The organism is Chloracidobacterium sp. (assembly GCA_016715795.1).
GTDB lineage: Bacteria > Acidobacteriota > Blastocatellia > Pyrinomonadales > Pyrinomonadaceae > OLB17.
Genome location: JADJXP010000002.1, coordinates 930,197 through 954,837, shown reverse-complemented (window position 1 = coordinate 954,837; position 24,641 = coordinate 930,197). Strand labels below are relative to the sequence as shown.

Genomic DNA, 24,641 nt, shown 5'->3' with positions numbered 1-24,641 from the left:
CTTGCAATGAGGAAAAAGTATACGGAAGAGCAGATCGTGGGGATCTTGCGAGGGGCGGAGGCGAGCGGGAAAGGCGTTAAGGAATATTGCCGTGAGAAGGGAGTGCACGAGACGACGTTCTACGGGTGGAAGAAGCGGTTTGGGTCGATGGATGTCGAGGAGGTACGGGAGTACCGAACGCTGGTGCAGGAGAACGCACGGTTGAAGCGTCTGCTGGCTGAGCGATCTTGAGATCGACGCGATCAAAGAGGTGCTTAAAAAAGTGGTAGGCGTGTCGGACCGGCGAGAGGCAGTGAGGATAATGATCGGTGCGGGTATGAGCGAGCGGTTCTCGTGTGCTTTGTTGGAACTGGAGCGAAAGAGCTATCGGTACGAGCGGCGAGAGCGAGCACCTGACCCGATCTCAGAGCGGATAAAGGAGTTGGCGCTTGCTTATCCGCGATTCGGGTATCGGCGGATATGGGCGATCTTGCGACGGGCCGGAGAGGTGGTGAACATCAAGCGTGTGCATCGCTGGTGGAAGAAGCTGAAGCTGCGGCTTGCGAGGAAAAGGCCGAAAAGACGGCGTCAGGACGTGCAGATGATCGTTCCAAAGGCCGAGAAGGCGAACCAGGTGTGGACTTACGATTTTGTATTCGATCAGGCAGTTTCGGGGCGAAAGCTGAAGATGCTGACGCTGGTTGATGAATACACGAGGGAATGCCTTGCGGTCGAGGTCGCATCATCGATCACGGCGAGGGCGTGAGACGGGTGCTTGAGCGGGTTTGCCGCGAGAGAGGATGCCCGCAGATGATCCGCTCGGACAACGGCAGCGAATTCATCGCCGGGGCGACCCGCGAATGGCTCTCGGCAAACAACATTCAGCCAATGTTCATCGCACCGGGCAAGCCTTGGCAGAACGGCAAATGCGAGAGCTTTAACGGCAAGCTGCGCGATGAACTGCTGGGCCAAAGGTGGTTCAGTTCGATGTGGGAAGCACGGGTAGTGATCGAAAGCTGACGGAAATTCTATAACACGACGCGCCCGCATTCGGCGCTTGGCTATCTCACCCGCCGAGTTTGCTGCCAGCCTCGCCTCCGGCTCGGCTGCCACCAAACTCGATCACGATCCGACGGCAGTTAGACCAAAAACACTAGCTTTCCACTTGGGGTAAAAACAGGGGGCTGGACAAGTATTTTGCAGAATTGCTGGCCACTACATTGTTCGGAAGCGGCGATAGGTTGATCAAACTGGATGTGTCCGGTATCACAAGCAAAACAGAGTTTGACCAAATGCTGGGGATTGAAAGGATGGCATTCCGACAACAGGATATCGACTCTCCATCGGCAAAAATCGCTCACACACCCTGGTGCGTGATTCATTGTAAGGGCCTTGATGATTGCGACCACTCCGTTCAGGAGGCACTCGCCCGAGCAATCGAGTGCGGTTACATAACAAATTCAGATAATCGCAAGATCTATCTGAGTGATTCGCTATTTGTCCTCGACGCTGATATTGACTTGTCTGCAAAGAAACTTGGATTTGGATCGTTGAAGGATGAGCCAGTTTCAGCCTTATTACCAACTCAGGTTGGAAAGCTCATTTCCAGTTCTCTTGTCAATCTTGCTGATCTTGTCATCCAGAAAAGTCAGGACAATGAAGAGGCATCTCGGCGGCAATGGCTCAAGCATACACTGCATGAAAAACTGACCAAGAGACTTCGACAACAAGGCATATATGTCCAATGGGACAAGTCATTTATAGAACATCTTAACTGCCGCCTTGCCGATTTTGCGTATGACTACCAATGGGAGCGAATTCTGAACATAGAGGTAATGCCTGAATTGCTGCCGTTCATTGAGGACTTTGGGACTAGAACATCGTTAATTGTGAGGTTCGACGACGGAACAATTATCGTTAATGCGGAAGAACTTTCCACCAACGCCGAAGAAGCACTTAAATTTGAAGAAAGTATAAAGAAGGATCTTTCGGAGAAGTTCACCCTATGGCTCAAGGGGCTGTATTACATCGAAAAAGATGATGACTATTCGAAGGTGACGATACACGTCGGCACATCAAAAATAGAGGTATATTTTTCATTCTGGAAGGAACGACCTTTGCTCTCGTTTTTGACTTTAGTTGAGGAGACATTCGGTGAGCAGGAAGACTCACAGGTTGGACTCTGACCTCCCCCCGAAAAACAGTGCCAATGTAAAATAGAGGAATTCGGGTAATTGTGACAGTATGAGGAGACATAATTACCATGAAGAGATCGAAGTTCACGGAGCATGGTAAGGAAGCTGCTGGATGCATACCGTATCTCGGAGCGGAAAGTTTGCTCGGTGATGATGGTATCGAGGACGGTGTTGCATTATGTCGGTCACAGGCGTGACGATCAGGCGATAAGGCGACGGATCAGAGAGATCGCGGAGACGAGAGTGAGATACGGATTCGATCGGATACACATACTGCTCAGGCGGGAAGGTTGGGCGGACAACCGGAAGCGGACATACCGTATTTACAAGGAAGAAGGGCTAAATCTGCGAAGTAAGAGGCCGCGAAGGTCGAAGGCGGCGGCACACCGGATGGAGCGTCCGGTGCTCGGCGGTCCGCACGAGTGTTGGAGCATGGATTTCGTGGCGGATCAGTTGTTCGACGGGCGAAGATTCAGGGCATTAACTTTAGTCGATAATTTTAGTCGTGAATGCGTCGAGATCGAGGTCGGGCAAAGCTTGAAGGGGTTCGACGTCGTCGACGTAATGGAGCGGATCAAGTTGGCACGAGGTATTGTGCCAAAACGGATCCAGGTGGATAATGGCGACGAGTTCGTTTCGAAGGTACTCGACCGGTGGGCGTACGAGAACAAAGTCACGCTCGACTTCTCCCGGCCCGGAAAACCAACGGATAACCCGTTCATCGAATCGTTCAACGGGAGCTTCCGGGACGAATGTCTGAACGTCAACTGGTTCCTTTCGCTTGACGACGCGAAGGAAAAGATCGCGGCGTTCAAGGATGACTACAACGGCTTCAGGCCGCACAGCGCGCTGTGCGGCCTGACCCCGAACGAGGTGGTTAAGCAATACTTAGAGACTCGAATTTCTCCAATTTAGACCGGCGCTGAAAATGGAGGGAGGTCAACTCCTTGAAAAGAACATGGTGCTTAGATTCGGGAAACTTGCCCGAGATGTTGACGGCGACACTTGGCTTGAATATTCCGCCTTTGGAGATCACTTGGATGCAGGAGCTCTTGTGCTGATTCTTAAAACTATGTTTGAGACCTGCCGCAAATTCAAAACGGACCAACCACGAGCAGCCAAAGAAACGCTAGGCGACAAACAATCAGCGTGGCTCGAAGCTCATCGTGCAAAGACGTGACCGGAGCAGCGCGGTCCAATTTGCGAAAGGACACGAAATAAAAAGGCTTGTTGTTGTGATGACGGCAAGCCTTTCTGATTCTATATTCCCAATGTCGAAGGACAACTCTCAAACTGACACCTAGTGTCAGATTGCACAAGCTACATTAAATAATCAGGAGAAAAATGAAAACAACACATATAAAACACATAAATGGTTTAGGACTTGCTCTAGCGATTATTATTGCAGTCTTCTCAATGCCAAGCATTTCGACGGCGCAGGAAGATGTCCGTTGCAACTGCGTACTCTTTGCCCGTCAGCGAGTTCCGGCATTGCCCAGCGGTCTATACAATGCAGACGACAAACGCCGGATCATAAACTCAAGGTTCCCCCGGCCGGGGACGGTCGCAGTCTTTAGCTACAACCATGTGGCGGCGGTGACCAATGTTCAAAGCGACACGGACGGTTCATTGATAGTTTCCATCGACGAAGCGAACTATCGCCCCTGTCAATTTGGATCCCGTCGGGGAAAGATGTCAGAACTTCAAATCATCGGCTTCTTCGATCCGCGGTTTAGTCCCGGAAATGCGCCGCCGCAGACTCGCTCCGGAAGCACGATTACGGGAGCCGCTGGTCGGCAATTGATTGCAACTATCGCCGGATCAGGATTTGACCCGCAGTCAGTTCAATTAGTGTTGATGGGAGGAAATTACTGCACTACATGGGGACGCTGTACGGTGCCAACTTCAGTGATTACCAATCGAACATCCGGATCGCTTAGCGGGCCGCTTACTATAAATTCACCCGGGCGGTATTCGCTATATGTGTTTAATTCACGCGATGGCCGCAGTTCAAACGCGGTTCCGGTAACAATCACTAATCCGACGACCTCAGCACAGACCCCAGCAAGGCCGCGGTTTTAGTGCTAATGAGAAAGTCAGTACACCAAACGGAGTGAAAAAAGAATATGAAAAATGCAGCATCATTTATGAAAGCAGTGATATTAGTTGTCCTTTGTGTGGCCGCCGTCAACTCGCAGAGCCGGAACAACCTGGATCCTGCGACCGTCGAATCAGCAGAAATTCAACGCAGTTCGACTAAGCCAAAATCCAACGGCAGAACTGCCGAAGTGATCGTTCAAGCTCTTGGCGGAGCAACGATTATTTATTGCAATACGACCAACAAATGCGGAGGCTTCAGCGCTGTTCTCTCAACGATTCAGAGAACAGAGTACCCTCAATACGGCGGAGCGAGTATCCCCGTATATGACCAAGGTTCAACAGCCGGCGTCCCACAAAGCAACGGCCCGGTATTTCCCTTTGCTCCGAAAGCGAGCGGCAGTTCGCAATCAGTGAATTCATCCTTGCCGTCCGGATGGAGGACTTATGGAAGCGGCCGTTCAACTGTGATAGCTCCAAATGGCGGAATGGTGAATGGCGATCTGAGGAACGGAGTTATTCTTGGCCAAACGAGCGGTCGATCGGCGGAAGACGTGTCGTTTAGCCTTCTCAAACAAAGCACTTATTTGGTATCTGAGGGGGTCACGTATCGTGTGAATCTCAACGGCAATTCGTGCAAGAAATTTAAGTACTCAGGCTATTCAACAAAGTCACGATCGGTTGAGAATGTTGAAGTGTTCGTTTGTCCGAATACTGGAAAAACCTTCTCGTACGCTATTGCCGTGTCGTCAGGGGCGCAGTCTGAGCTATATAGGAGCCAGCTTCTCAATATGGTCCGAGATAATTTGCGATAGGGTTTTCGTGCTGCTATCCACGTTTTTGCCGGGCGGCCGACTGTTTGTATGTACTATTCTGTTTCTCGCCCTACGCGAACATTATAGAGAAGGAACTCTCCCACGATGGAACTTAACCATATTGCAGATAAGAGATTATGATTATTGAGAATTTCATCACAACCCTTGAAGAGCCGGTGAAGCAAGCCGTTATTGTCGTGTTCAAGAATGGCGAACCGACCGGTAGTTCGGGGTTTCATCATTTCCTAAACCAAAAATGGGGGATCGTTTTTAATGGATACCCGTCGGAACTTGTGATTGAAGCAGCTCGATTGTCTGGGTTGAGCTTGGCAACGCGAGGTCATATACGGTGGAAACATGAAGTATGGACGGATGTGTGGTTAGAAAATTGTGAGGAGTCACAACGACTGGAAGCGAAAGCCGTTTTTGATCGATTCGCTGAAATTTACATGGCGCTGAAGTCCGTGGTCAAGCGAAATGAAGAAATCCGAAACGAGCAACGCAAGCGTGCCGAGGCCAGATTGAAAAGTTTACCTGAACGATTGATGAACATGTTTGATTGTTCGTATTTTACCCGTCGGCCTGAAAGCTTTGTATTATCGGCAAAAGAAACCGAATGACACCGAATCAAGCAAATACGAGACCAGAGTTGCTGCCTTGTCCTTTCTGTGGTGGGAAGGCTGAATTCGTTCCGCATCCAAATTGGAAACCTCCTTGGGGTTGGATTAGGTGCATTAAATGCGGATCTCGAAGTGACGACGTGAAAGAACGAGATGCACATGAATACTGGAACCGTCGATTCACCAAACCTTCATATGCACATGAATAAATTTGATCTTCAAAGATTTCTAACAGCACAATCTGAATCTTATGAAACGGCTCATAAGGAGCTGAGTGCTGGTCTCAAGAGATCCCATTGGATGTGGTTCATATTTCCACAGCTTGAGGGGTTGGGGAAAAGCGAAATCGCATACTATTTCTCTATCAAATCGTTGTCCGAGGCAGAAGAGTACTTAAGTCATCCGGTTCTCGGGATCAGACTGCATGAGTGTTCCGAAATTGTATTGAATCTTGAAGGAGTTTCTATTTCGGACATCTTTGGCTACCCTGACAATCTGAAGTTCCATTCGTCGATGACATTGTTTGCGGCATTGGACGGTAAAGAGTCGGTGTTTCAAGCCATTCTAAATAAGTACTTTGACGATGCACCGGACGAATCGTCTCTGAAGATACTAAAGCAACTCGGTTTCAATAGATCGAACATAAACTTACTTCCGCCTGACCCTGAAGGCGATAGATTCAGTATTTTTGCTCAAAGAGTTGCCAAATCGGGCAAGGCCAAATGCGGGGATTCGTTTGCCGTTGAATTCATTGAGGAGGAACGACTCCTGGTGCTTGCTGTTGCCGATGGCGTTAGTTCAAGTCCCTGCGACTGGAAAGCATCTGAAACTGCTTGTGAAGCGTTGTTGGAAAGATTCAAGTCCGCTTCGGGCAATGTGCCTCAACGGATGGTGAATGCTGCAACGAAAGCTCACAACGCCGTTAGACAAATCGAAGGCCAATGTTCCGGCTCGATCACTTCCTTGACATTTGTTGCTTGGGAGACTTCGTCTGAGGAGATCCATGCTCTTAACGTCGGCGATTCAAGGGTCTATTTGGGGCTCGATAATGTCCTGGAGCAGATCACTTCCGACGACGTCCAGTCGGTCATCCTGAAACGAAACGGCGAACTTGTTTTGCAGGCCGGTGTGCCGGTTTTTATGAGAGGCGTAACTCGGAGTTTGGGACAAACCGAAGCTCTTGAGTTCACTGTTGCTACTCATGAATTCAAGAGTAATCACATCCTTCTTTTGGTTTCTGACGGAATAAGCAAAAACGAGGCTTTTACGTCGGAATTTCCTTCGATTTTTGGTTCGGCAAATATCTCCGAAAAACTTGCAGAATTAGTTGCCGCAAATTCCTCTCGAAACAGAGACGACGCTACGTTGATTGCCGTATGGCACTCAGTTGTAGATCAATCAAAGCGATCAGTTTATGAAGCTTGTGTCGATGCCGGAACCGATTTCCGATCCGCCGCTCTTTCACCGATTGAGATAGTAGAGTTTATCAAGCCGGATTTGATTTCGAAGATCACCGAAAATGAAAATGATGAGGTAAACGCATTACTTGATTACGCAGGCGAATTTGGACTTCGTTTTGACCGTAATTTTCTGAGCAGTTTCTTGAGCCTTGTTATCAAACAAGGAACCGACAGGCCGTTGGTGGCCCGGATCAGAGATCTGATTCGAAGCTAGCTTATGAATAGTCCCGTGCTTAGTGTTATGCCCCTCGTGAAATTTCCAATCAAGAAATTGATTAATAGCATTACGTTGGGGTTAATGCCCCTCTTAGGAGCATTGGTGGTTGGACTCTACGCTGACCTTGACCTCCCTCCATTTTCAGCGCCGGTCTAAATTGGAGAAATTCGAGTCTCTAAGTATTGCTTAACCACCTCGTTCGGGGTCAGGCCGCACAGCGCGCTGTGCGGCCTGAAGCCGTTGTAGTCATCCTTGAACGCCGCGATCTTTTCCTTCGCGTCGTCAAGCGAAAGGAACCAGTTGACGTTCAGACATTCGTCCCGGAAGCTCCCGTTGAACGATTCGATGAACGGGTTATCCGTTGGTTTTCCGGGCCGGGAGAAGTCGAGCGTGACTTTGTTCTCGTACGCCCACCGGTCGAGTACCTTCGAAACGAACTCGCTGCCATTATCCACCTGGATCCGTTTTGGCACAATACCTCGTGCCAACTTGATCCGCTCCATTACGTCGACGACGTCGAACCCCTTCAAGCTTTGCCCGACCTCGATCTCGACGCATTCACGACTAAAATTATCGACTAAAGTTAATGCCCTGAATCTTCGCCCGTCGAACAACTGATCCGCCACGAAATCCATGCTCCAACACTCGTGCGGACCGCCGAGCACCGGACGCTCCATCCGGTGTGCCGCCGCCTTCGACCTTCGCGGCCTCTTACTTCGCAGATTTAGCCCTTCTTCCTTGTAAATACGGTATGTCCGCTTCCGGTTGTCCGCCCAACCTTCCCGCCTGAGCAGTATGTGTATCCGATCGAATCCGTATCTCACTCTCGTCTCCGCGATCTCTCTGATCCGGCGCCTTATCGCCTGATCGTCACGCCTGTGACCGACATAATGCAACACCGTCCTCGATACCATCATCACCGAGCAAACTTTCCGCTCCGAGATACGGTATGCATCCAGCAGCTTCCTTACCAACTTCTTCCGCTCTCCGGCCTTCAGACACTTTTTTTAACACGTCCTGTAGCATCTGCTTGTCCAGCGTCAGATCCGCCACGATCCGCTTCAATCGGGCGTTCTCTTCTTCGAGTGAGCGCGACCTTCGCAACTCCGCCGTCCCGAGCCCCTCGTACTTCTTCTTCCAGTTGTAGAACGTCGCCTCGCTGATCCCCATCTTCCGGCACACTTCTGCTACCGAAACCCCTGTGTCCGCCTGCTTCAACGCGAACACGATCTGCTGCTCCGTGAACTTCGATCTCTTCATGGTAATTATGTCTCCTCATACTGTCACAATTACCCGAATTCCTCTATTTTACATTGGCACTGTTTTTCGGGGGGAGGTCACCGTTGCTAACGGTCTCGGCCAGGAGTTTCATACCTTCCCTCAAACCGTCTTCATTTGCTCTGTATGTATTTCGGAGCCGTTCTGAATAAGCAAGCAATGCTCTGGCCCTCGCAAGTCCCTTTGGTGCGATTTCCGATCTTAATGGAGCCAACTGCATCAGTTCCGGCGTATTGATGTTCAACAGATCGAGAGAACGCCGCGGAAGGCGGCCATTTGTCTCTTCAGGGTTCATAACAACTTGACTTGTGAAATCTGTTTCCATTCCAATCAATCAGAAACCCATCCGTTCTAATCAATCTGAATAGCAAGTCGTGTGCCTGTTTGACCAAAAAGAGAGATCCAAACCTTTAGCGTTCAATTCCGTGTTCAGCCCTTGGTGGCCGAAGGCCGTGTTCAACTGACGATACCGACCTTTGCATTTCCGGCCGAGTGATCTCCAAAGTTCGGTTCGTAGGATCAAAAGTCTTCAACAAATTCCTTGTTGACTGTGCGGAACTTGTATCGGCATTCCTCAGTATCGCCTTCAGTTTCGTCGCTTCTTTTGAACTTTGAGTTTGATTGATTCGGAATTCGATCAATGAAATCTCCGAAGGGGTAAAGATCGGGGAATACATCGGCTCACGGTGGGATGACGTAATTGACTTCTGTTTGAATTCAGAGGCTATTGCTGACGCAGCATCGAAGATATCTTTCGCTCCGATATATTCGAGGTCAAGCCTCGCCTCCTTTTCTTTGACCATCTTCATTACTATTTTTCTGTTTCGTCTGTGCCCTTTGCTCTCCAGCATCGAGGCGACGGCCTGGTCCAATAACGAGTGTGTACTTGGCAAATTAACATCTTTGAGACTTAAGTAATTGATTTCCTTCGGAAGCAAACCAGGCACCGGAAACTTGGCATATTGTTTTGTCTTTTTGAAGCTCTCAATTTCCTCTTTAGCCATATCGACTCGAACCTTTGCGACGATCTCTTTTGCGATCGCACGGCCGCCGATCACCTGCTGTTTGTGGCCCTCAAGATCAGATTGATTCCCAGATCGTGAAAGTCTTCTGGCGGCTGGACAATCGTTCTTCGACAAGTCAACTAATGCCCGTTGTTCACGCCAGTTTTCCTCGTAAGCCTCTCGTGAGCCTAGTTTGGTCGTCAGTTTTTCGATCTCGTCCAGCTCGTGCGGCAAGTACATTCTGCTCTGAATACCGGCATCTTGATCCGATTCCAATATCTTTCCCAATAATGTTAACTGCTTCTTCGCAACCGAAAGCCCTCTCCTCATTCCTAATTTTAATTCTTCGAGTTTGAGTTCTATGCGTTGCGATGATTGAGTTCGTTTTGAGTCTGAAATAGAAACATCGGTTCGGGTCGCTCGTCCAATAATATGTCTGATATCTTCAACCAACTTCGACGCGAAACCGTGTTTAGCGGATGATCTTGCAATGTCTGCAAGTGAAAGTGGTTTTTCATCCAGATCGACGCGTCGATAGAAGCGGCCGGCATCGAATTCCTGCATTTGGCGTTCGGCATTTTTGACCCTTAGATTTGCGACTGCTGTTTGTGCAAATATTCGACTGAAGTCATGCTGATCCCGGCCTTCAATCTCGCCTTCTCTTTCAAGTTTCGTCCGCACCTTTTCCAGATAAGCGAACCGACGGATATCGGTTGTCTCCAGACACTGTTCCTGAAGCTGATCGATCTCGGTTTTTGAGAGTATTGGTGTCGGCAGTTTCAGGTTCTGTTTTCGATGGTCAGATCGAATCTTCTTCGCTGCCTCGATTGCTGTACCGAATTCCTTTTCTACTTTGGCTTTTTGATTCTCCTGCTTGCCCATCATTTTGAGCAGAACAGTCTTTATGATCTTGGTTTCTGGATTGTTATCTAAGCGATCATCACCGGATTGTTTATGCCGGCGTCGATCCAAATCGTTCAGTGACAAGCGCCGTTTCTCACCACTCAATGAATCTGTAACGAGGAATCTCATTTTGTCGCCGTTTTGTGCCAAGTGTTCTATCTGGGATTCAATTCGCCGGATCAATGCTTCACCGATAATTGCCTGGCCGAGGGTTCTTCTGTGGCTCCGGTCGAGGCAACCAGGAGAATCGAGAACTGTGTCGATAGACCGAATACGAGTGCGATCGGGTGAAAGTTGCGGCAAATTCCTTTCTTTGGCTTGTTCTTGAGCCAACACCGACTCCATTTTCACTTCAGCCGCATGAGCCACAATGCCCGGAACAAACACCTTCTCCCTGTTCACAATCTCATAGTGAGGTAGTGCCTCTCTTGGTATCTTCGTGAGATGACAATTGTCGAATGATTTTGAGATGTATTCCTTTTGCAAAGCGATATGAACATGAGGATTCTCGGTATTCAGATGAAGCGCGGCAACCCAAGTCAGTTTTTCGGCCTTGAGGTGTCCCTTTAATCCGTCAACACTTGCTCGCGTAATGGCCTTTAGGGCCGTTTGCCGTTCTTTTTCGGATCCAACCAACTTCCGATAATCGGACTCTCTGAATGAGATAACGAGATGATGTAAACGATCATTGCCTACACGCGTTTTTGAGAGTGCAACTTTCAGCGAGTTGTTTGCGCTTTCCAATGAGAGATTGCTCGAAAAATCATTGAAAAGGTCTCGGCCATTTGGCCGCTCCTTCGACGGATCGATCTTGCTGTTCGCAATATAGTTGACAAGGCCGTGAGCACTGCCTCGTTTTGACTGAACTGACACAACAATTCTCACTAAGGCTTTCCATCCTCTTTGAACTTTGTGTTTGCAGCATTAGCCACAATACGTTGCTGTAGAACTTTGATCTTTGTTTCAACAAACAAATTGGCATCTGCAATGGGGTCAGTCCTCAGCCCGTGAAAGGAAGTGCATTCATTAAGATCGAGGATGGAATGCTCGATCAGATTCGCAAGAAATGCATTCCCGATATCAATGCTGTTTTCCCTCTCAGATTGATTGGGAGATAAGAATTCGAGCAGTCTTGTAAAGATCTGGTTGAGTGACGACACGGTGATATTCAGCATGCAGTAGGCCTCACGTAGGAGAACAGTTGTGTTCAGCGAGTCGTCTGAAAGACTTTTGACATTATCACTAAGCCTTTCCGTCTCTTCACTCAACCCTTCAAATAGGCCCAAGAGACTGCGTAAATCAGTTTGGTTTTCGCGTTCGGTTCTTATGACCCAGTCGATCTTATTTTCGAACCGCTCCTGCTTAAGTTTTGAGTCATGTTCCGATAACGCTTTTTGAATGAGTTTTCTTGCAATAGCTGCGCGAGTCTCGCCCGTGCTCTTTGCTAACTCGGAAAGCTTGCGTACATCGCTTTCATAAGGTCTGATCGTCATCGGAAATCCCTGCTTCGTAACTGCTCCGGAATTTATTCCTTCTATTAACTTTTCGCGTTCACGTTTTCTCATTTGTAATCGCCTGAAATACAGCGATGGTGAGCAATCTACGTGCCGGGACTGCCTCTTGGCTGAAGCGATATGGTTTGTAATTTTCGATTACAATGGATAACCCTTGTGGTGTCATACAATTGCGGGAGTTACAAAGTGGATAAATTGGTCTATCCTGTCAGGCAACCTGAAGACAGCAACTTCCATAATAAAATTTCACCACCAGCCAGCCGCTTTTTTCCTGATGGCACGCCGTTTGTATCTAGCATCTACGATCAAATCCAAGAGGAGGCAGATGCCTAACTTATGAACACAATCGCAGATACAAACACACAAAAAAAAGCCGCAAGCGACCAGACAATTCTCCAAATAAACCGGCTGAATTACATCAAGGTCAATGCAAAGATCCTTGATTCAACTAACGAAAGACTCAAGAAATATCTACGCTTTGCAGCCGATCAGATGAGGACCGAAGTAACATCCGGCGATGTGGTCGATTTTGCCCTGAACATGCTCTTTGACCGTGATCCGGGATTCAGATCCTGGCATAAACAGCAAACCTGACAGGCGTCCATTTACGTGGAGAATGCAGAAGGAAGATCATTTCTCAAATCGACATTCGAGAATACATTTCCGCGATCAACTGACAACGCAAACCGGTTTACTGTTGCTTCAAGACTCTTCTCGAACGCCCGAATGTTCAGTTGGTTGCTTTCCAACAGCAGCAGTTTGGAAAGCCTCTGCAGCTCATCATCTGGCAAACTACATTGATAAGTCGATGCTGCCCGCGAAAGCCTGTCGGCGGCTTCCTGAAACGTAACACCGGAATGTCCTCTAACCCATCTCCAACTGACATGATGCCGATAGCATCTCGTGACAAGATCACTCCAGAAACTCCTATTCGATTTCATTCGATTTTTACCTGTCATTGTCTCAACGACATATCTTGAGTCCGAAATAATCTCGACAATGCAAGGACGGCGAAGTGTGCCTAGAGCTGTTGTACAAGCTGAGATCTCCGCCTGCTGGTTGGTCAGAGAGCCGAGATGCTCGGAGACAAGCCTCAGTTCCATTCTATGCCGGTCAACTATGACCGCTCCGCATCCGGCCGATGCTTCCTCGGAACCATTTCTCAAGCAAGACCCGTCAGCGTAAATTGTGATTTCCGGAAAATAGTCTTCTGTTACCTTATCGTTCATATACCCTCCAACAATTTCAGGGCACCGACTTCTCGATGCCCTGAAAGATCCCTTAGCAATCAGGAAACCATTTCCGAACGCGCATTCAGAACTGGTCGTCAAACGGTTCCGCCACCGCCAAATTCTCATCACCCTGAGCAGGCTCAGGCAGCATCTCCGGTTCGGGGGATTCTGCTTCCTGGCCGTTATCTGGTTTGGCTCCGTCCGCGAAGTCGTACGACTGGAGAATCACTTCTGCACCGGCTCGCGGCTGGCCGTCTTTTGTCAGCCAGGGTTTGAATCCGAGGCGTCCCTGCACAAGCAGATGACTGCCTTTCCTGACGTTCGACGCCAAGGTTTCAGCGACCTTTCCGAAAGCAGTGACGTTGTACCAATGGGTGGTCTTAACGCGGCCTTCAGGACCGTTCTTGTAAGAATTTGAAGCGATCGGAAAGGTTGCGACCGCCGTTCCTTTTTCTGAGTAACGGAGTTTGACCTCGCGACCGGTGTTGCCGAGGATTGATACTGTAGTTGACATTGTTATATTTGCTCCTTTTTGGTTTATTTTTGTTCCACTGTGGGTGATTTATGCACCACAATGGATGATTTATGCACCACTCGAAGAGGGCGATCAGGGCAGGTCAAGCACTTAGACTATCCCAAGCCTGACCGCCGCTCTTTTTCAATTTGACTGACAACAACTTCTAGGCCGCGTGAACGATCTTTACGAGTGCCGGCTGGCCAAAGAGCAGCTGTTGTGACTGTTTGGCATTCATTTCGGCTTTAAGTTCGCTCTCTCGACTCCGGACGGAATCCCACAATCTTTGTTTCTCTTGTCGTGTAAATCCCTTGGTTTCAGGATCGTTATAGAGTGCAAACTTCAGAAACCTGAGCCGTCCCGTTGATGCTCCCTCGACGGTCTTTATCCACTTTCTGGCTGCCGCACTAATTCGATTTGCAAGGCGAGCTTCCTGGGATTTTGCGACCGTGTTCAGCGCCGTGAACTCCTTGAGTGAGATCTCATTTCGCTCTTTGTAAGCCGCAAATGCACTCTTTTTTAGTTCAGCGACTACGGCCGTATCTTCCGTTCCTCGAAGGCTTAGATAAAGATTCTGATAAGAGGCGCTACGGAGACTTCTGATATGGAAATCACCGCGCATTCTTTGCCATAGAACCCGGCAGATTCCGGCCACATACTGCATCTCGTCATAATCGGGATTGATCTCGTTTTCCGAGACGTATTCATATGCTGAGTTCCCGGAGGAGCGCACTTTTCGGATCGAGCGAACGGTTAGTCGGGAATAGATACGCTCCAATCTCAACATAAGCCATTCTTCGAACTCATTGTCGGAAAACGGATGATGTGCGGTATCGGCTGAGAATACAAAAGGACACGTTTCCGGTCTCGATTCGGCGATCAGTTCACGACCTATTCGACCTTCCGAACCGCCCATCTGATGTCCGACAAACAGATGCGAGATGATCGAACTCAGGCCGCGAACATCGGACGGCAAGTACGAAGCGTCAACCTCGCATTCGAAGTCGAAAGCAACTACGGCGCTTTGCCCGCCGTTCATTCGAATGTTGATCGTGCCGTTCTCGTCATACTGTTCGAGACTCTCGAATGTAAGAAAGTCACGATCGAGTTCTTCGAGCGATTTGTCGCCGTCTGAGAGGTAGTATTCCTCGAATTCGTCCGTGATCATTCGAGTGATCTTCTGACGCCCGATCCGACGCATCACCGAATCCATTTCGGCGTCAAAATTCGGAGTCGGCTCAGGCAATGGTAAGCAAGATTTGGCAGCTTCACGGCTTCGTCGTTTATCAGCTCTTGAGAGCTTCATCAGGATCGGACGCGACTCAAAGACATTTAATTCCCGCTCGGAAAGGGGAGTGGTTACAGCCGACATCTCCATTCCGAGCATTCCCATTTCCTTGAGAACTTCCGGAATACCGCGACGCCTGATCTCGCCGTAGTAATGTGACGCGATCTGCTGGAGTTCGAATTGTCCGGCGTCGGGACTTGCAATGGCCCGGACGCAGCGAACAAACTCAAGAGCATCTGTCTCATCGCCAAGCACTTTCACCGCATATTCGAGAGAAAGTATCCTAACCTTATCAACCGGTTCGGCCTCGATCTCATCCGCGATCCTGACCACAATATCGCCAAGAATCGCAAACTCCTCGAGTTCCTGACGACGGAATGGATTTCGCTGAAGATGCCGACACCAGTCCTGCATTGGCGAGCCGGTGTTGAGCGGCGTGAAAGCCAGAATCGGACTGTCAGGAGCGAATTGTCTAAGCATTTCCAAATTCATTTGTACTGCCATATTCACCTCGTAAATCCCGGACAAGAGCCGGAGAGAACACTTGATTTTGGGCAGTGTTCTCAATGCCCAAGTTGAAAAAAAGCACAAAACTTCAGGCTCGAAAATCCCTTTCAACTTGGGAATAAAGGCTTGTCGGGTAGAACGGAAGAACTAGCCAATGGAGGCTTCCAGATCGGCTAGCCGAAGTTGAAGATATGCGAAAGTCTGCGGAGCCCTTCTATCAAGTTCGGCACGTCCGGTTCCGAGACCATCTGCCGGAATGACAACAGTGATATTGTTATCGCTCACAGCGATGAATACCGGAGACAACGCGGCTTCGATCGCGGACTTGTTGATCTCAAATTCATCGTCGGTGAAGAACGCAGACTCCTCCCTGCTCGGCTTTTTCTTGGTGGGAATACCGACAGCATTTGGCTCACCGCGCATGGCAGCTGCCTGACCGCCGAAACCTCGGTGTTCGAGGTTGTCACCAAACAAAAACAGCTTGTTCGGATTTGTCTTCACATATTCGCGAGTGATGTATTTCAATCGTTGGATCACAAGGCCTCCAAAAGAGTGGAAACTAAAAGGCGGCTACCTGATTCGAAACTTCGCTGACAACGGACGCCGGAATGGGACCACCGGAGTCTTCTGACCCGCTTTCCGCCCTCCGTGCTCTGGGAAGAAATTGAAATTCCTGAAGAACAATGTCCGCTCCGGCCTGCGGGGTGCCGTTTCGGTCGAGCCAGGGGTTGAAAGAAAGCGTCCCCACGACACAGAGCCGGGTCCCCTTATCGACAAATTGTGCGAGAGTCTGGGCCTGTTTGCCGAACGCAATCACACGAAACCAATTCGTCTTTTCGACCGGCCCGTCGTTTGTCTTGCGAACGGTATTGGACGCCATTGAGAAGCTGGCGATGAACGTTCCTTTGTCTGTTGTTCTGGTTTCTGGCGCTTTGCCGAGATTTCCAATTAAGGTAATGCTTGCTGACATTGTGTTTTCTCCTTTATGGTTAAAATCTGTGATCCATTCACCAATGCATGAAAGCCTTGATGAATTCACGTTCTATCAGCCGCTTTTATTTTTTTTGTTTCTTAGCTCACAATTTTTTGGAGTTATCCACCCGAAAACAGAACTTTGGGGTAGCTTTCAAGATAAAATGTTCGAAATCGGCGTCGAGTCTTCCGAATGGTGAAGACTGTAGCTTGGCTGGTTTAGTAGATGTATTTGGGCAACGTGGCGAAAAAAAGCACCACTCTGGTGCATTTTTTCGCCAAAGTGGATGATTTTTGCACCACTTTGAGATCAATGGGCGATTCGCTTGAGCTTTTTGATTAGACCGGATCGACTAATTCCAAGATCCCTCGCGGCCCTAGTTCGGTTATTGTTGTGGACCGCCATGGCATTTTTCAGAAGATCGGTTTCAATCATGGCAAGATAGTCTTCAAGCTTTTTGCCATCGGGTAGAGATCGCCCATGGCCGTTAGGCTTCTCATGCGAGTTGGTTTGGTTGACGGTCGGGGCTTCGAGATGCTTCTGGATGATGCCCTCGGTGAGCGGGATAGGAAGAAGCCAGTTTCCTCGCTCATCAGCTTCAAAAAGAACTTCAAGACAAACTTCATCAATAAAGGACCGTAGCTCTCGGACATTTCCAAACCACGGGGAGCGTTCGAGTACTCGCAATTCCTTCTTGTAGGCAGTTATGATGGCTCCGGATTTTGCACAAAAATCCTTTATAAACTGTTGTGCCAGAGGGACGATCTCTCCGGTACGTTCCCTTAAAGGCATCAGGCGAATTACATGCGAAGTAATACGGTATCTGAAGTCTTCGCGAAACACGGACAGATCACGATGGGTGGCATAGATTATCCTGACATCTATATGTCTTGGACGGTTGCCGCCCACTCTCGTAATAGACTTTTCTTCAACGACCTTAAGCAGCTTTGCCTGTGTGCCGTTGTCCAGTTCGCCGATCTCATCGAGGAACAATGTGCCGCCGGCAGCAGTCTCGAACTTGCCGATCTTTAACGCAGTTGCCCCTGTGAACGATCCTTTCTCATGCCCAAACAATTCACTTTCAATGATCGAGTCGGCCAATTCCGCGCAATTCACTGAAACAAACGGATGTTTCCTGCGCGGGCTTAGATCGTGTATCTCCTTTGCGGTATGCGTTTTGCCTGTACCTGTTTCACCTAGCAAACACAGGTCAAGAAAATCGAACCGTGCAAGTTGCTCGATATTTACATGATTACTTTGGAAAGTGTATAACATTTATTAAACGCGTATTACAGATTCACCGCCCACCGGAGTTTTCGACTACTCGTTTCCTAATTAGGAATGAAGCTTCACTCCGAATTTGACCTGTATTAGTAAAAACCTTTGGAAGTCGAAAAGGTTACATAACATCAACTTGCTGGAAGCAATTTTCTTTTCCGAAGCCGTAAAAGCATATCGGAATATCCAATAGGTGATGAAAAGGTCGTTTCTTCAAAAGCTACAGCCATTCCCCGGCAATGCCCCTTCGCCGGACGCTGAAGTTAAGCCCAAGCACTCCAGCGAAGGACTTATCCGCGAAGCCGTCAATCTCATAACGCTGATCACACGAGGACAGAGAATCTCGTTACCGGACGCCGATATTCCGGATGTTGAGCAGGATACGTCGTTGCGGCTCTGGAAATGGCTCATAAAGTTCCGTGAAAGAAGTAACGGAATGTCACCGGATGAATGGCGTTCTTTTACGGCAAGATCCACATACAACGAGATCAATCGCTCCAGGACAAAATTGTCCAGAATCCACGAGGTTCCACTTGAGTTTGTTCCTGAGTTTGAGGACAAAGCACAAGATGCCGAGTCTGATCTTGAGATGAAAGAACTTGTTCGAGAAGTATGGCAAGGAATTTGCAGACTGAGTGTGTATCAACGGCGAGCATTACTTTTGCATTCAGCGGAAACTTTGATCTATCTGATGCAGTTCGGATTAAACGAGAAACAGATCGCTTCGGCCCTCTCATTCGATATCGAGATGTGGCGAGCGTTATCGCCGCAAATACCCTTGACCGATGTTGAGATCGCGAGACTGGTAAACGGTAACGGTGGCCCCGTAAATAATGGGGCACAAGTGCGAAATATTAAAAAGGCAAGATACGATGCGAGGAAAAAGCTTGAAAGGCTGAGAAAATGAACGGCGAGCACTTACAGATTTCAGAGATCGCACATTTCCGAAAGGGGACACTTTCGAGAGAAGACATGCGTCTGACATCGAGGCACCTTTTGGAATGCCTCAGCTGCCGAGAGCTTTTGCCAAAGCCAACATCAAAGGAATTTCTGGATTCCATTTTTATTGAACGGGACAACAGCATGTTCACCGATGACGCAGACGAGAGCCTCGGAAATAAGTTCATTTCGTTCGTGAGCAGTTTCCGTCCAATGCTTCGGCCAGCATTCGTTGCCTTGCTGTTCATTGCAGTAACAGGCGGCTTGTCAATATGGTTCCTCTCCAACCCAAACAATTCGACGAACGCCAACTTGGTTGCATCGATCGATAGTAGCGAGTTGGACAGAAACGATGGTGTTCCACCACTACTAAAGCACGAAACCGATCAGCCAACTCGCAAGTCTCCTCCTAGCGGAACAAGCAGATCCCCAATATCAACAAATCAGAGGGCGGCAACCAAAAGCTCGGTGCTGAGGAGCGGCCTGCCGCAAAAATCTAAAGTGAACGCACCTGTCAATTCTGAAACAAGAAATCTCGACGTCCGCTGCGGCCCCATTGATTCGATCGGTCTGGACACTGTGGCATTCGATGATGGCGTCAAGTTGGTATGGAGCAATGTCCCGAAAGCCGCTCGGTACGCAATCTATATTTCAGATCTCAACGAAAAGCTCGTTGATCATTTCGAGACTGAAAACGAAACCTCATACGTTTCGAAGGCCCGCTTTGAACAAGATGTGGTTTACAAATGGCGCCTTGTCGTGACTCTTCAATCGGGCGAAACCATCTCAGGTGGATCGCAGCGTTTCTCGCTGAACGACAGCGGTGAAATTAATAGTGATAAAAGAAAGCTTCGGCTTCAGAAGCGGGGTTCGCCGAACCTAAGGTGTACGGAGAAAAATTGATGAAGAACTTATTAGCACACAATCTAATTTACTATTTCGTACTGGTCATCCTCGTCGTATTGGGCTCAGTCTCGATCTTTGGACAATCAACTTCTGATGATTTTCCCGTACCGGCCAATATGAAGGTTGAAGGAATACCTCCAATAAAGAAGGATGAAGTCGAAAAGCTTTTCTTCGATCCGTCTCAGATCAGGAATAACCTTATTTGGGATGCTGAGAGGAATTCCCGGTCGATACTCCTTACCGATGAAAAGTCATTCATTTACCGCGTCGCGTCGCCGATGGCAAAGCCGGAGGTCATTATTGACAATAGAGTTCCGAGCACCGTCAGAGGGAATCCAACTAACGACACCTTTGCATTCACCGATGACAAAGCCGACGAGGACAACTATGAGCTATATCTATGGACCGGCAAGGAAATCAAGAAATTATCTTCCTTTTCCGGCAAGGACGAGTCCGTCGAATCATTTATCTGGTCAAGAGACGGTAAGAGCATCTATTACACTCAGGTTGACTTCGACGCTAAGACGACAAAGTTGTGCAGGCACGATCTTGTGTCGATCTCTTGCTTTCTGACGGACCTGAAGGGGATTTGGAATGTTCTCGATGTGGATCAAGACAAGGTCCTGCTCAAATACTGGAAGGCCTCAAGCAATCAGAGCTTGTATCTGTATGACACCACGACCAAAAAGATAATTCCGATAGAGGAAAAAGGAAACTCAAACAAAGGCTTTTTTGCACAAGGCCGAGTCTTTTGGCTCTCGGAGGGTTCGGATGAATGCGGTCAGGAGCGTTGCCTGCTTTCGTTAGACATCAAGACCGATCGAAAAAACCGCATCTCGTTGCCGGAAGGCACGGCAAATCTTCAGGATGTTAAGGTATCCCCCGATGGGAAGTCATTTCTGATACAAGAGGCCAAAGACGGGATCGACACACTGAAAATCGCCAAATTGAAACATGATCGGTTGGTAGATTTAGCCTCGTCCTTTGTACACGGTTCATTTGTGATCTGGGGAACACGATGGCTGTCAAACCAGGAAGTGGTTTACACAATTGAAAATGTCGGAAAGCCTGCCTCGGTCGAGTCTTTTGATTTCTCCAAGAAGAAGCACACGTCCTGGACAAAAGAGCGGGTTCCGCCTCAAATCGAGAATGCCGTGCATCCCCCCGAAGTGATCAAATGGAAATCCTTCGACAGCAAGACCATTTCAGGTTATGTGATCAAACCAAAGGCGGCACAAGGCAAATCACCTGTTGTGATCTACATTCACGGTGGACCGCAGATAATTGATCGACCGACATTCAACACCTCTGACATACGCCTTGCTGCCTATCTAGGCATCACAACAATTCACACAAATATTCGCGGCTCATCCGGATTCGGGATCGAGTACATGGACGCCGATAACGGGGCAAAGCGCGGAGATGCCGTGAAAGATATCCGCACATTGATTGATTGGATCGAGAAACAGCCGGGATTGGATGCATCACGGATCTATATACGTGGGGAGAGTTATGGCGGCCTGATTGCCCTAGCGACGGCGCTTCAGGAGCCCCATAGAATTAAGGCCGTGCTTGCCGAATATCCTTTGGTTTCAGTCCGGGGATATCTGTCCCAGAGTTTTATAGATGAATTCTCCATCACGGAATATGGAGATCCTAAAAACGAGGAATTAATGAAAAAGCTCGACGAACTTTCTCCGCTCAATAACACAAAACAATGGAATAATACGCCGTTGTTTCTAACGCGAGGAAAGCTCGATCAGAGAGTCCCTGAACGGGACGTGCTCGGTCTCAAGGATCAGATCAAGAACACCGGGGCCGAGGTGTGGTTCATATTCGCTAACGAAGCGGGACACGGCGTTGGAGGCCGTTACGTGACTGCCGCGATGTATGAGTTTTTGAAAAAACAAATAGGGAGTAAAAAGTAATGAGAAAACTAAGAACAACCATATGCACATTGCTGCTTACGACGCTGCTGGCCGGCAACATCCTTGCCAACACCAGTATCCTCGCGGGCACCGCAACGGTCACAAGCATCTTCTCGGATCTGGTCGAAGAAGTACTTCTAATGCTTCGTGATGACGATTGCCCGCCGAGACTATGCACGACATGCAGGCCAAATGGCGTGATCGATGAAAACGGCAATTGTCGTCCACGTGAGGAATAATATTGTCGGAGTGAAGAATGAATGACCTCTGTAAGAACGCAGGCGCGGCAACAGCCCGGCTCGCAGTCTTCGGCTTGCTGACTGCGCTTGCGTCAATTTATGGTTTTGCGGCCACGACCGATCTTCGTTCTCTCTTCGAGGAAGGAAGCTTTAAAGCTGTTATAGAAAGCGCTCCCGCTGAAATTACAAACGCTCGTAAGCTCGGCAAATTCGCGGATGCCGCGGTTAGCGGGCTATATGCTTCCAAAGCCTTGATACAACTTGAAAAGTACGACGAGGCCGAACAGGTGTTGGTCCAGGCTTTGGCTGATGCCGAAAGAGTGAAGGCAGACAAGAAACTTCTTGCTTCTTTGCTTTTTGCACAGGCACATCTTTTCAGAGCAAAAGAAGACTTCCGATCTGCATCTTCTCGCTCCCGCGATGCTTTTGCCCTTGCTCCCCAGAACCGCATGGTCGAACTTGAATACTATGTCAGTAACGGCCGGATACTTTTTTCGAGCGGATATGATATCTCAGCGATTGTCTGGCTGGAAAAAGCGGAGGCGGTATCAAATACGGTTCGGAGGTCGTCTCTTCATCTTGAGATGCTGCGGTTTCTAAGTCTGGCCTGGCAATCCAAATTTAATTATGGCAAAGCAATTTCCTACTCACAGAAGTTGGTTGACGCGAGTCAGAATTCGGAATTCAAATTCTGTTATCGCCAGGCCCTCTATGAATACGGGAATCTACTGAGCGCGGCCGGCCAGGAACAGCGGGCAAAGACAATGTATGAAAAAGGGTTGAATCTGGCATTATCGGCAAAAGATGATACTCAAAGTTCTATTTTTCTTTCCACATTGCTCCTTAACGCACTTTATCAAAACGATCTTACGACCGCTGAAAACCATGTAAGGACCCTTGCGGTACTCGATAAAAGTAAGAGCTTCGAATACGAGGTTACGCTCGGTCATGCAATCTTAAACGCTTTGCAAGACAATGCTCGTGAATCAGAAAAACACTTCTCTCGGCTCGAAACAATGAAGTCTTCCTCCGATTTCGTGGTTCCTTATTGGAAAGCCACCATTGCGGAGCGGAAACGCAATTGGGGAAAGCTTATCGAGTTGAGCGAAGTACTTTTGCGCCTTGCGGAAAAGGAGAACTTTCGTGAGAACCTTCCGCATTTGTATCTATTGCTCGCTAGGGGACATTGGGGGCTGGGCAACAAAGAGTCAGCTTTGAAGGCCCTGCGGAAGGCCGAGGCGATCGTAACCGAGGCAAGGCCGACTGACGACGCACCGTTATCGCTCTCGATGCTTGAAACCTTCCACTCGGTTTATAGATTGATTGCGGAGGTCGAGGCTGATGCCCGTGATCTTAGCAGGTCATTTGAAACCGTCGATTACCTCAAGGCAAGGGTCCTGAGTGACCGCATCAACTTCTCGCCGCTAAAACAATCTTCAGATATTTCTCCGGGTATTAGAAAAAGAGCAAATGATCTCTCGTCAGGATTTCTCAATGGCGACGACACGAGCGCATTGGACGATTTTGAAGCAAACATAACAAACGCAATTCCACAGAACTCGACCCCTGCGGCAAAGTCATTGCAGTTGGACAATATACAGGGCCTTGATGACACGGCAATCGTGTCATATTTTTTTTCGCTTGATGGCAAGCTTGCGGCTCACGTGCTTGAAAAACATAAGCCCATTCGTCGTGTCAGACTGGGTATCTCTGAGGCGGAAGTCGTTGCAATGGCGAATAGTGTCCGAAACAAGATCATGAATCGGATTTTCTTCAAGAATGACGGAAAGGAGATTTACGATTTTCTAATAGAACCTTTATCGCTCAGTGCTTCCCATATAGTGTTCGTTCCGGACAAGTCGCTCTGGAAGATCCCATTCCATGCTTTAAGCCCTGACGGTGAGTCGTACTTGATCGAAAAGAAAATGGTCAGCTACTCGCCTTCGGTCTCTTTGCTGCTTGAATCACTTAAGAAAAAGGCTCCGTTCAGAAAAGCCGCACAAGTTTTTGCTAACAATACATTTGAGAACCGTTCGCTTCGATTTGTAAACCAGGAAGCTGCGGCAGTTGGGAAACTTCTAGGAGTCCAGCCAATAATCGGAGCCACCTCGCTGCAGTTCGTCAATTTATCTAATGGGGTCGATATTCTGCATTTCGCGATGCACGCTCAGGCCGATCGCGAAGAACCGCTGGATTCTTTTCTTGGATTCAAACCATCGAGAAATCATAACGGCCGAATAACGGTCAACAACCTGCTGAAAATTCATCTCAAACCCCAAAGCCTTGCCTTCATAGCCTCGTGTGACACAAACAATGTGCTTAACGGCGAAGGCGTTGTCAGCATCGGCTGGGCTTTACTAGGCTCAGGAAGCACTACGGTAATTTCATCTCAATGGGAAGCCAACGACCGATCAACCGGATTGTTTGCACAAAACTTCTACAAGGAATACCAAAAAGGAATCCCGGCAGCACGAGCTCTTCAAAACGCAGCAATCTCGATGATCCGTGACAAATCATCGGAAACCTACGAACCATACTATTGGGCAAGCTTTACGCTTCTCGGTGACTTTCGGTAAATCGGAGCAAAATCCATTCATCGGCGAAAATTATTCTCTATGGATGAAAAATGCACCATTTGAAAGAAAAGTGGTGCAAAAATGCTCCAGCTAAAACCTAAAACTATCCACTGTTATTTGTAGAGGTCTCGTATTTACAGGCATCCGAGAGTGATCTATGCCGAGGCACGCGTTTTGCA

Annotated in this window: 23 protein-coding genes and 1 pseudogene; 14 read left to right on the top strand and 10 right to left on the bottom strand. The window is 48.6% G+C overall.

Translation table 11 applies throughout. From position 1 onward, the window contains the following. The first annotated feature begins 6 nt into the window (after nt 1-6). The 8 genes and pseudogenes from IPM59_09305 to IPM59_09270 all read left to right on the top strand — a co-directional run bounded on the left by IPM59_09305 (nt 7) and on the right by IPM59_09270 (nt 7,380). A pseudogene (locus tag IPM59_09305) lies at nt 7-1,153 on the top strand (IS3 family transposase). Nucleotides 1,154-1,220: 67 nt separating this feature from the next. Next, nucleotides 1,221-2,165: a hypothetical protein gene (locus tag IPM59_09300; protein ID MBK9215785.1), complete on the top strand. Its 945-nt coding sequence runs from the start codon at nt 1,221-1,223 to the stop codon at nt 2,163-2,165. A 102-nt stretch (nt 2,166-2,267) separates the two neighbouring features. Beyond that, the gene (locus tag IPM59_09295; GenBank protein MBK9215784.1) at nt 2,268-3,089 is read left to right on the top strand and encodes an IS3 family transposase; all 822 of its coding nucleotides are present in this window, start codon (nt 2,268-2,270) and stop codon (nt 3,087-3,089) included. Between the two features lie 429 nt (nt 3,090-3,518). Further along, on the top strand, nt 3,519-4,256 hold the full coding sequence (locus IPM59_09290; protein ID MBK9215783.1) for a CHAP domain-containing protein: 738 nt from the start codon (nt 3,519-3,521) through the stop codon (nt 4,254-4,256). 44 nt (nt 4,257-4,300) lie between these two features. After that, a complete protein-coding gene (locus tag IPM59_09285; GenBank protein ID MBK9215782.1) occupies nt 4,301-5,086 on the top strand; it encodes a hypothetical protein in 786 nt (261 codons plus the stop codon). Between the two features lie 137 nt (nt 5,087-5,223). Beyond that, entirely contained in the window at nt 5,224-5,706 is a 483-nt protein-coding gene (locus tag IPM59_09280; GenBank protein MBK9215781.1) for a hypothetical protein, read from the top strand. After that, nucleotides 5,703-5,915 (top strand): Lar family restriction alleviation protein, encoded by a 213-nt coding sequence (locus tag IPM59_09275; protein MBK9215780.1) that lies wholly within the window; start codon nt 5,703-5,705, stop codon nt 5,913-5,915. Before IPM59_09280 ends, IPM59_09275 begins: the two co-directional genes overlap by 4 nt. Next, on the top strand, nt 5,866-7,380 hold the full coding sequence (locus IPM59_09270; protein ID MBK9215779.1) for a DUF1810 family protein: 1,515 nt from the start codon (nt 5,866-5,868) through the stop codon (nt 7,378-7,380). The genes IPM59_09275 and IPM59_09270 overlap by 50 nt, the downstream gene beginning before the upstream one ends. A gap of 155 nt (nt 7,381-7,535) precedes the next feature. Here the strand turns inward: IPM59_09270 and IPM59_09265 are convergent. The 4 genes from IPM59_09265 to IPM59_09250 all read right to left on the bottom strand — a co-directional run bounded on the left by IPM59_09265 (nt 7,536) and on the right by IPM59_09250 (nt 12,133). Beyond that, a protein-coding gene (locus IPM59_09265; protein ID MBK9215778.1) for an IS3 family transposase occupies nt 7,536-8,643 on the bottom strand; the annotation gives its coding sequence in 2 pieces (ribosomal slippage) (nt 7,536-8,391 and nt 8,390-8,643; 1,110 coding nt in all). Between the two features lie 43 nt (nt 8,644-8,686). Then, entirely contained in the window at nt 8,687-8,986 is a 300-nt protein-coding gene (locus tag IPM59_09260) for a hypothetical protein (protein MBK9215777.1), read from the bottom strand. Nucleotides 8,987-9,071: 85 nt separating this feature from the next. After that, nucleotides 9,072-11,441, bottom strand: coding sequence for a hypothetical protein (locus IPM59_09255; GenBank protein ID MBK9215776.1), 2,370 nt, complete (start codon nt 11,439-11,441; stop codon nt 9,072-9,074). Between the two features lie 11 nt (nt 11,442-11,452). Further along, on the bottom strand, nt 11,453-12,133 hold the full coding sequence (locus IPM59_09250) for a hypothetical protein (protein MBK9215775.1): 681 nt from the start codon (nt 12,131-12,133) through the stop codon (nt 11,453-11,455). A 285-nt stretch (nt 12,134-12,418) separates the two neighbouring features. Between IPM59_09250 and IPM59_09245 the strand changes: the two genes are divergently transcribed. After that, on the top strand, nt 12,419-12,676 hold the full coding sequence (locus tag IPM59_09245) for a hypothetical protein (GenBank protein ID MBK9215774.1): 258 nt from the start codon (nt 12,419-12,421) through the stop codon (nt 12,674-12,676). 11 nt (nt 12,677-12,687) lie between these two features. Here IPM59_09245 and IPM59_09240 read toward each other — a convergent pair whose 3' ends face one another. The 6 genes from IPM59_09240 to IPM59_09215 form a co-directional block, all read right to left on the bottom strand. After that, nucleotides 12,688-13,311, bottom strand: coding sequence for a hypothetical protein (locus tag IPM59_09240; GenBank protein ID MBK9215773.1), 624 nt, complete (start codon nt 13,309-13,311; stop codon nt 12,688-12,690). Between the two features lie 85 nt (nt 13,312-13,396). Next, nucleotides 13,397-13,828 carry a single-stranded DNA-binding protein gene (locus IPM59_09235; protein ID MBK9215772.1) on the bottom strand — a complete coding sequence of 144 codons (432 nt, stop codon included), beginning with the start codon at nt 13,826-13,828 and terminating at the stop codon, nt 13,397-13,399. A 166-nt stretch (nt 13,829-13,994) separates the two neighbouring features. Beyond that, nucleotides 13,995-15,596 (bottom strand): hypothetical protein, encoded by a 1,602-nt coding sequence (locus tag IPM59_09230; protein MBK9215771.1) that lies wholly within the window; start codon nt 15,594-15,596, stop codon nt 13,995-13,997. A 174-nt stretch (nt 15,597-15,770) separates the two neighbouring features. Further along, nucleotides 15,771-16,160: a hypothetical protein gene (locus tag IPM59_09225; protein MBK9215770.1), complete on the bottom strand. Its 390-nt coding sequence runs from the start codon at nt 16,158-16,160 to the stop codon at nt 15,771-15,773. Nucleotides 16,161-16,182: 22 nt separating this feature from the next. Beyond that, nucleotides 16,183-16,662 (bottom strand): single-stranded DNA-binding protein, encoded by a 480-nt coding sequence (locus IPM59_09220; GenBank protein ID MBK9215769.1) that lies wholly within the window; start codon nt 16,660-16,662, stop codon nt 16,183-16,185. A gap of 243 nt (nt 16,663-16,905) precedes the next feature. Continuing rightward, the gene (locus tag IPM59_09215; protein MBK9215768.1) at nt 16,906-17,871 is read right to left on the bottom strand and encodes a sigma-54-dependent Fis family transcriptional regulator; all 966 of its coding nucleotides are present in this window, start codon (nt 17,869-17,871) and stop codon (nt 16,906-16,908) included. Nucleotides 17,872-18,070: 199 nt separating this feature from the next. Between IPM59_09215 and IPM59_09210 the strand changes: the two genes are divergently transcribed. Genes IPM59_09210 through IPM59_09190 form a run of 5 tightly spaced genes read left to right on the top strand, consistent with a single transcriptional unit; the run spans nt 18,071 to nt 24,462 of the window. Beyond that, nucleotides 18,071-18,781, top strand: coding sequence for a hypothetical protein (locus tag IPM59_09210; GenBank protein MBK9215767.1), 711 nt, complete (start codon nt 18,071-18,073; stop codon nt 18,779-18,781). Further along, the gene (locus IPM59_09205; GenBank protein MBK9215766.1) at nt 18,778-19,716 is read left to right on the top strand and encodes a hypothetical protein; all 939 of its coding nucleotides are present in this window, start codon (nt 18,778-18,780) and stop codon (nt 19,714-19,716) included. Before IPM59_09210 ends, IPM59_09205 begins: the two co-directional genes overlap by 4 nt. Further along, nucleotides 19,698-21,647: a S9 family peptidase gene (locus IPM59_09200; protein ID MBK9215765.1), complete on the top strand. Its 1,950-nt coding sequence runs from the start codon at nt 19,698-19,700 to the stop codon at nt 21,645-21,647. Before IPM59_09205 ends, IPM59_09200 begins: the two co-directional genes overlap by 19 nt. Continuing rightward, nucleotides 21,647-21,886, top strand: coding sequence for a hypothetical protein (locus tag IPM59_09195; protein ID MBK9215764.1), 240 nt, complete (start codon nt 21,647-21,649; stop codon nt 21,884-21,886). The genes IPM59_09200 and IPM59_09195 overlap by 1 nt, the downstream gene beginning before the upstream one ends. Nucleotides 21,887-21,903: 17 nt before the next feature. After that, nucleotides 21,904-24,462 carry a CHAT domain-containing protein gene (locus tag IPM59_09190; GenBank protein ID MBK9215763.1) on the top strand — a complete coding sequence of 853 codons (2,559 nt, stop codon included), beginning with the start codon at nt 21,904-21,906 and terminating at the stop codon, nt 24,460-24,462. The last annotated feature ends 179 nt before the right edge of the window (nt 24,463-24,641 follow it).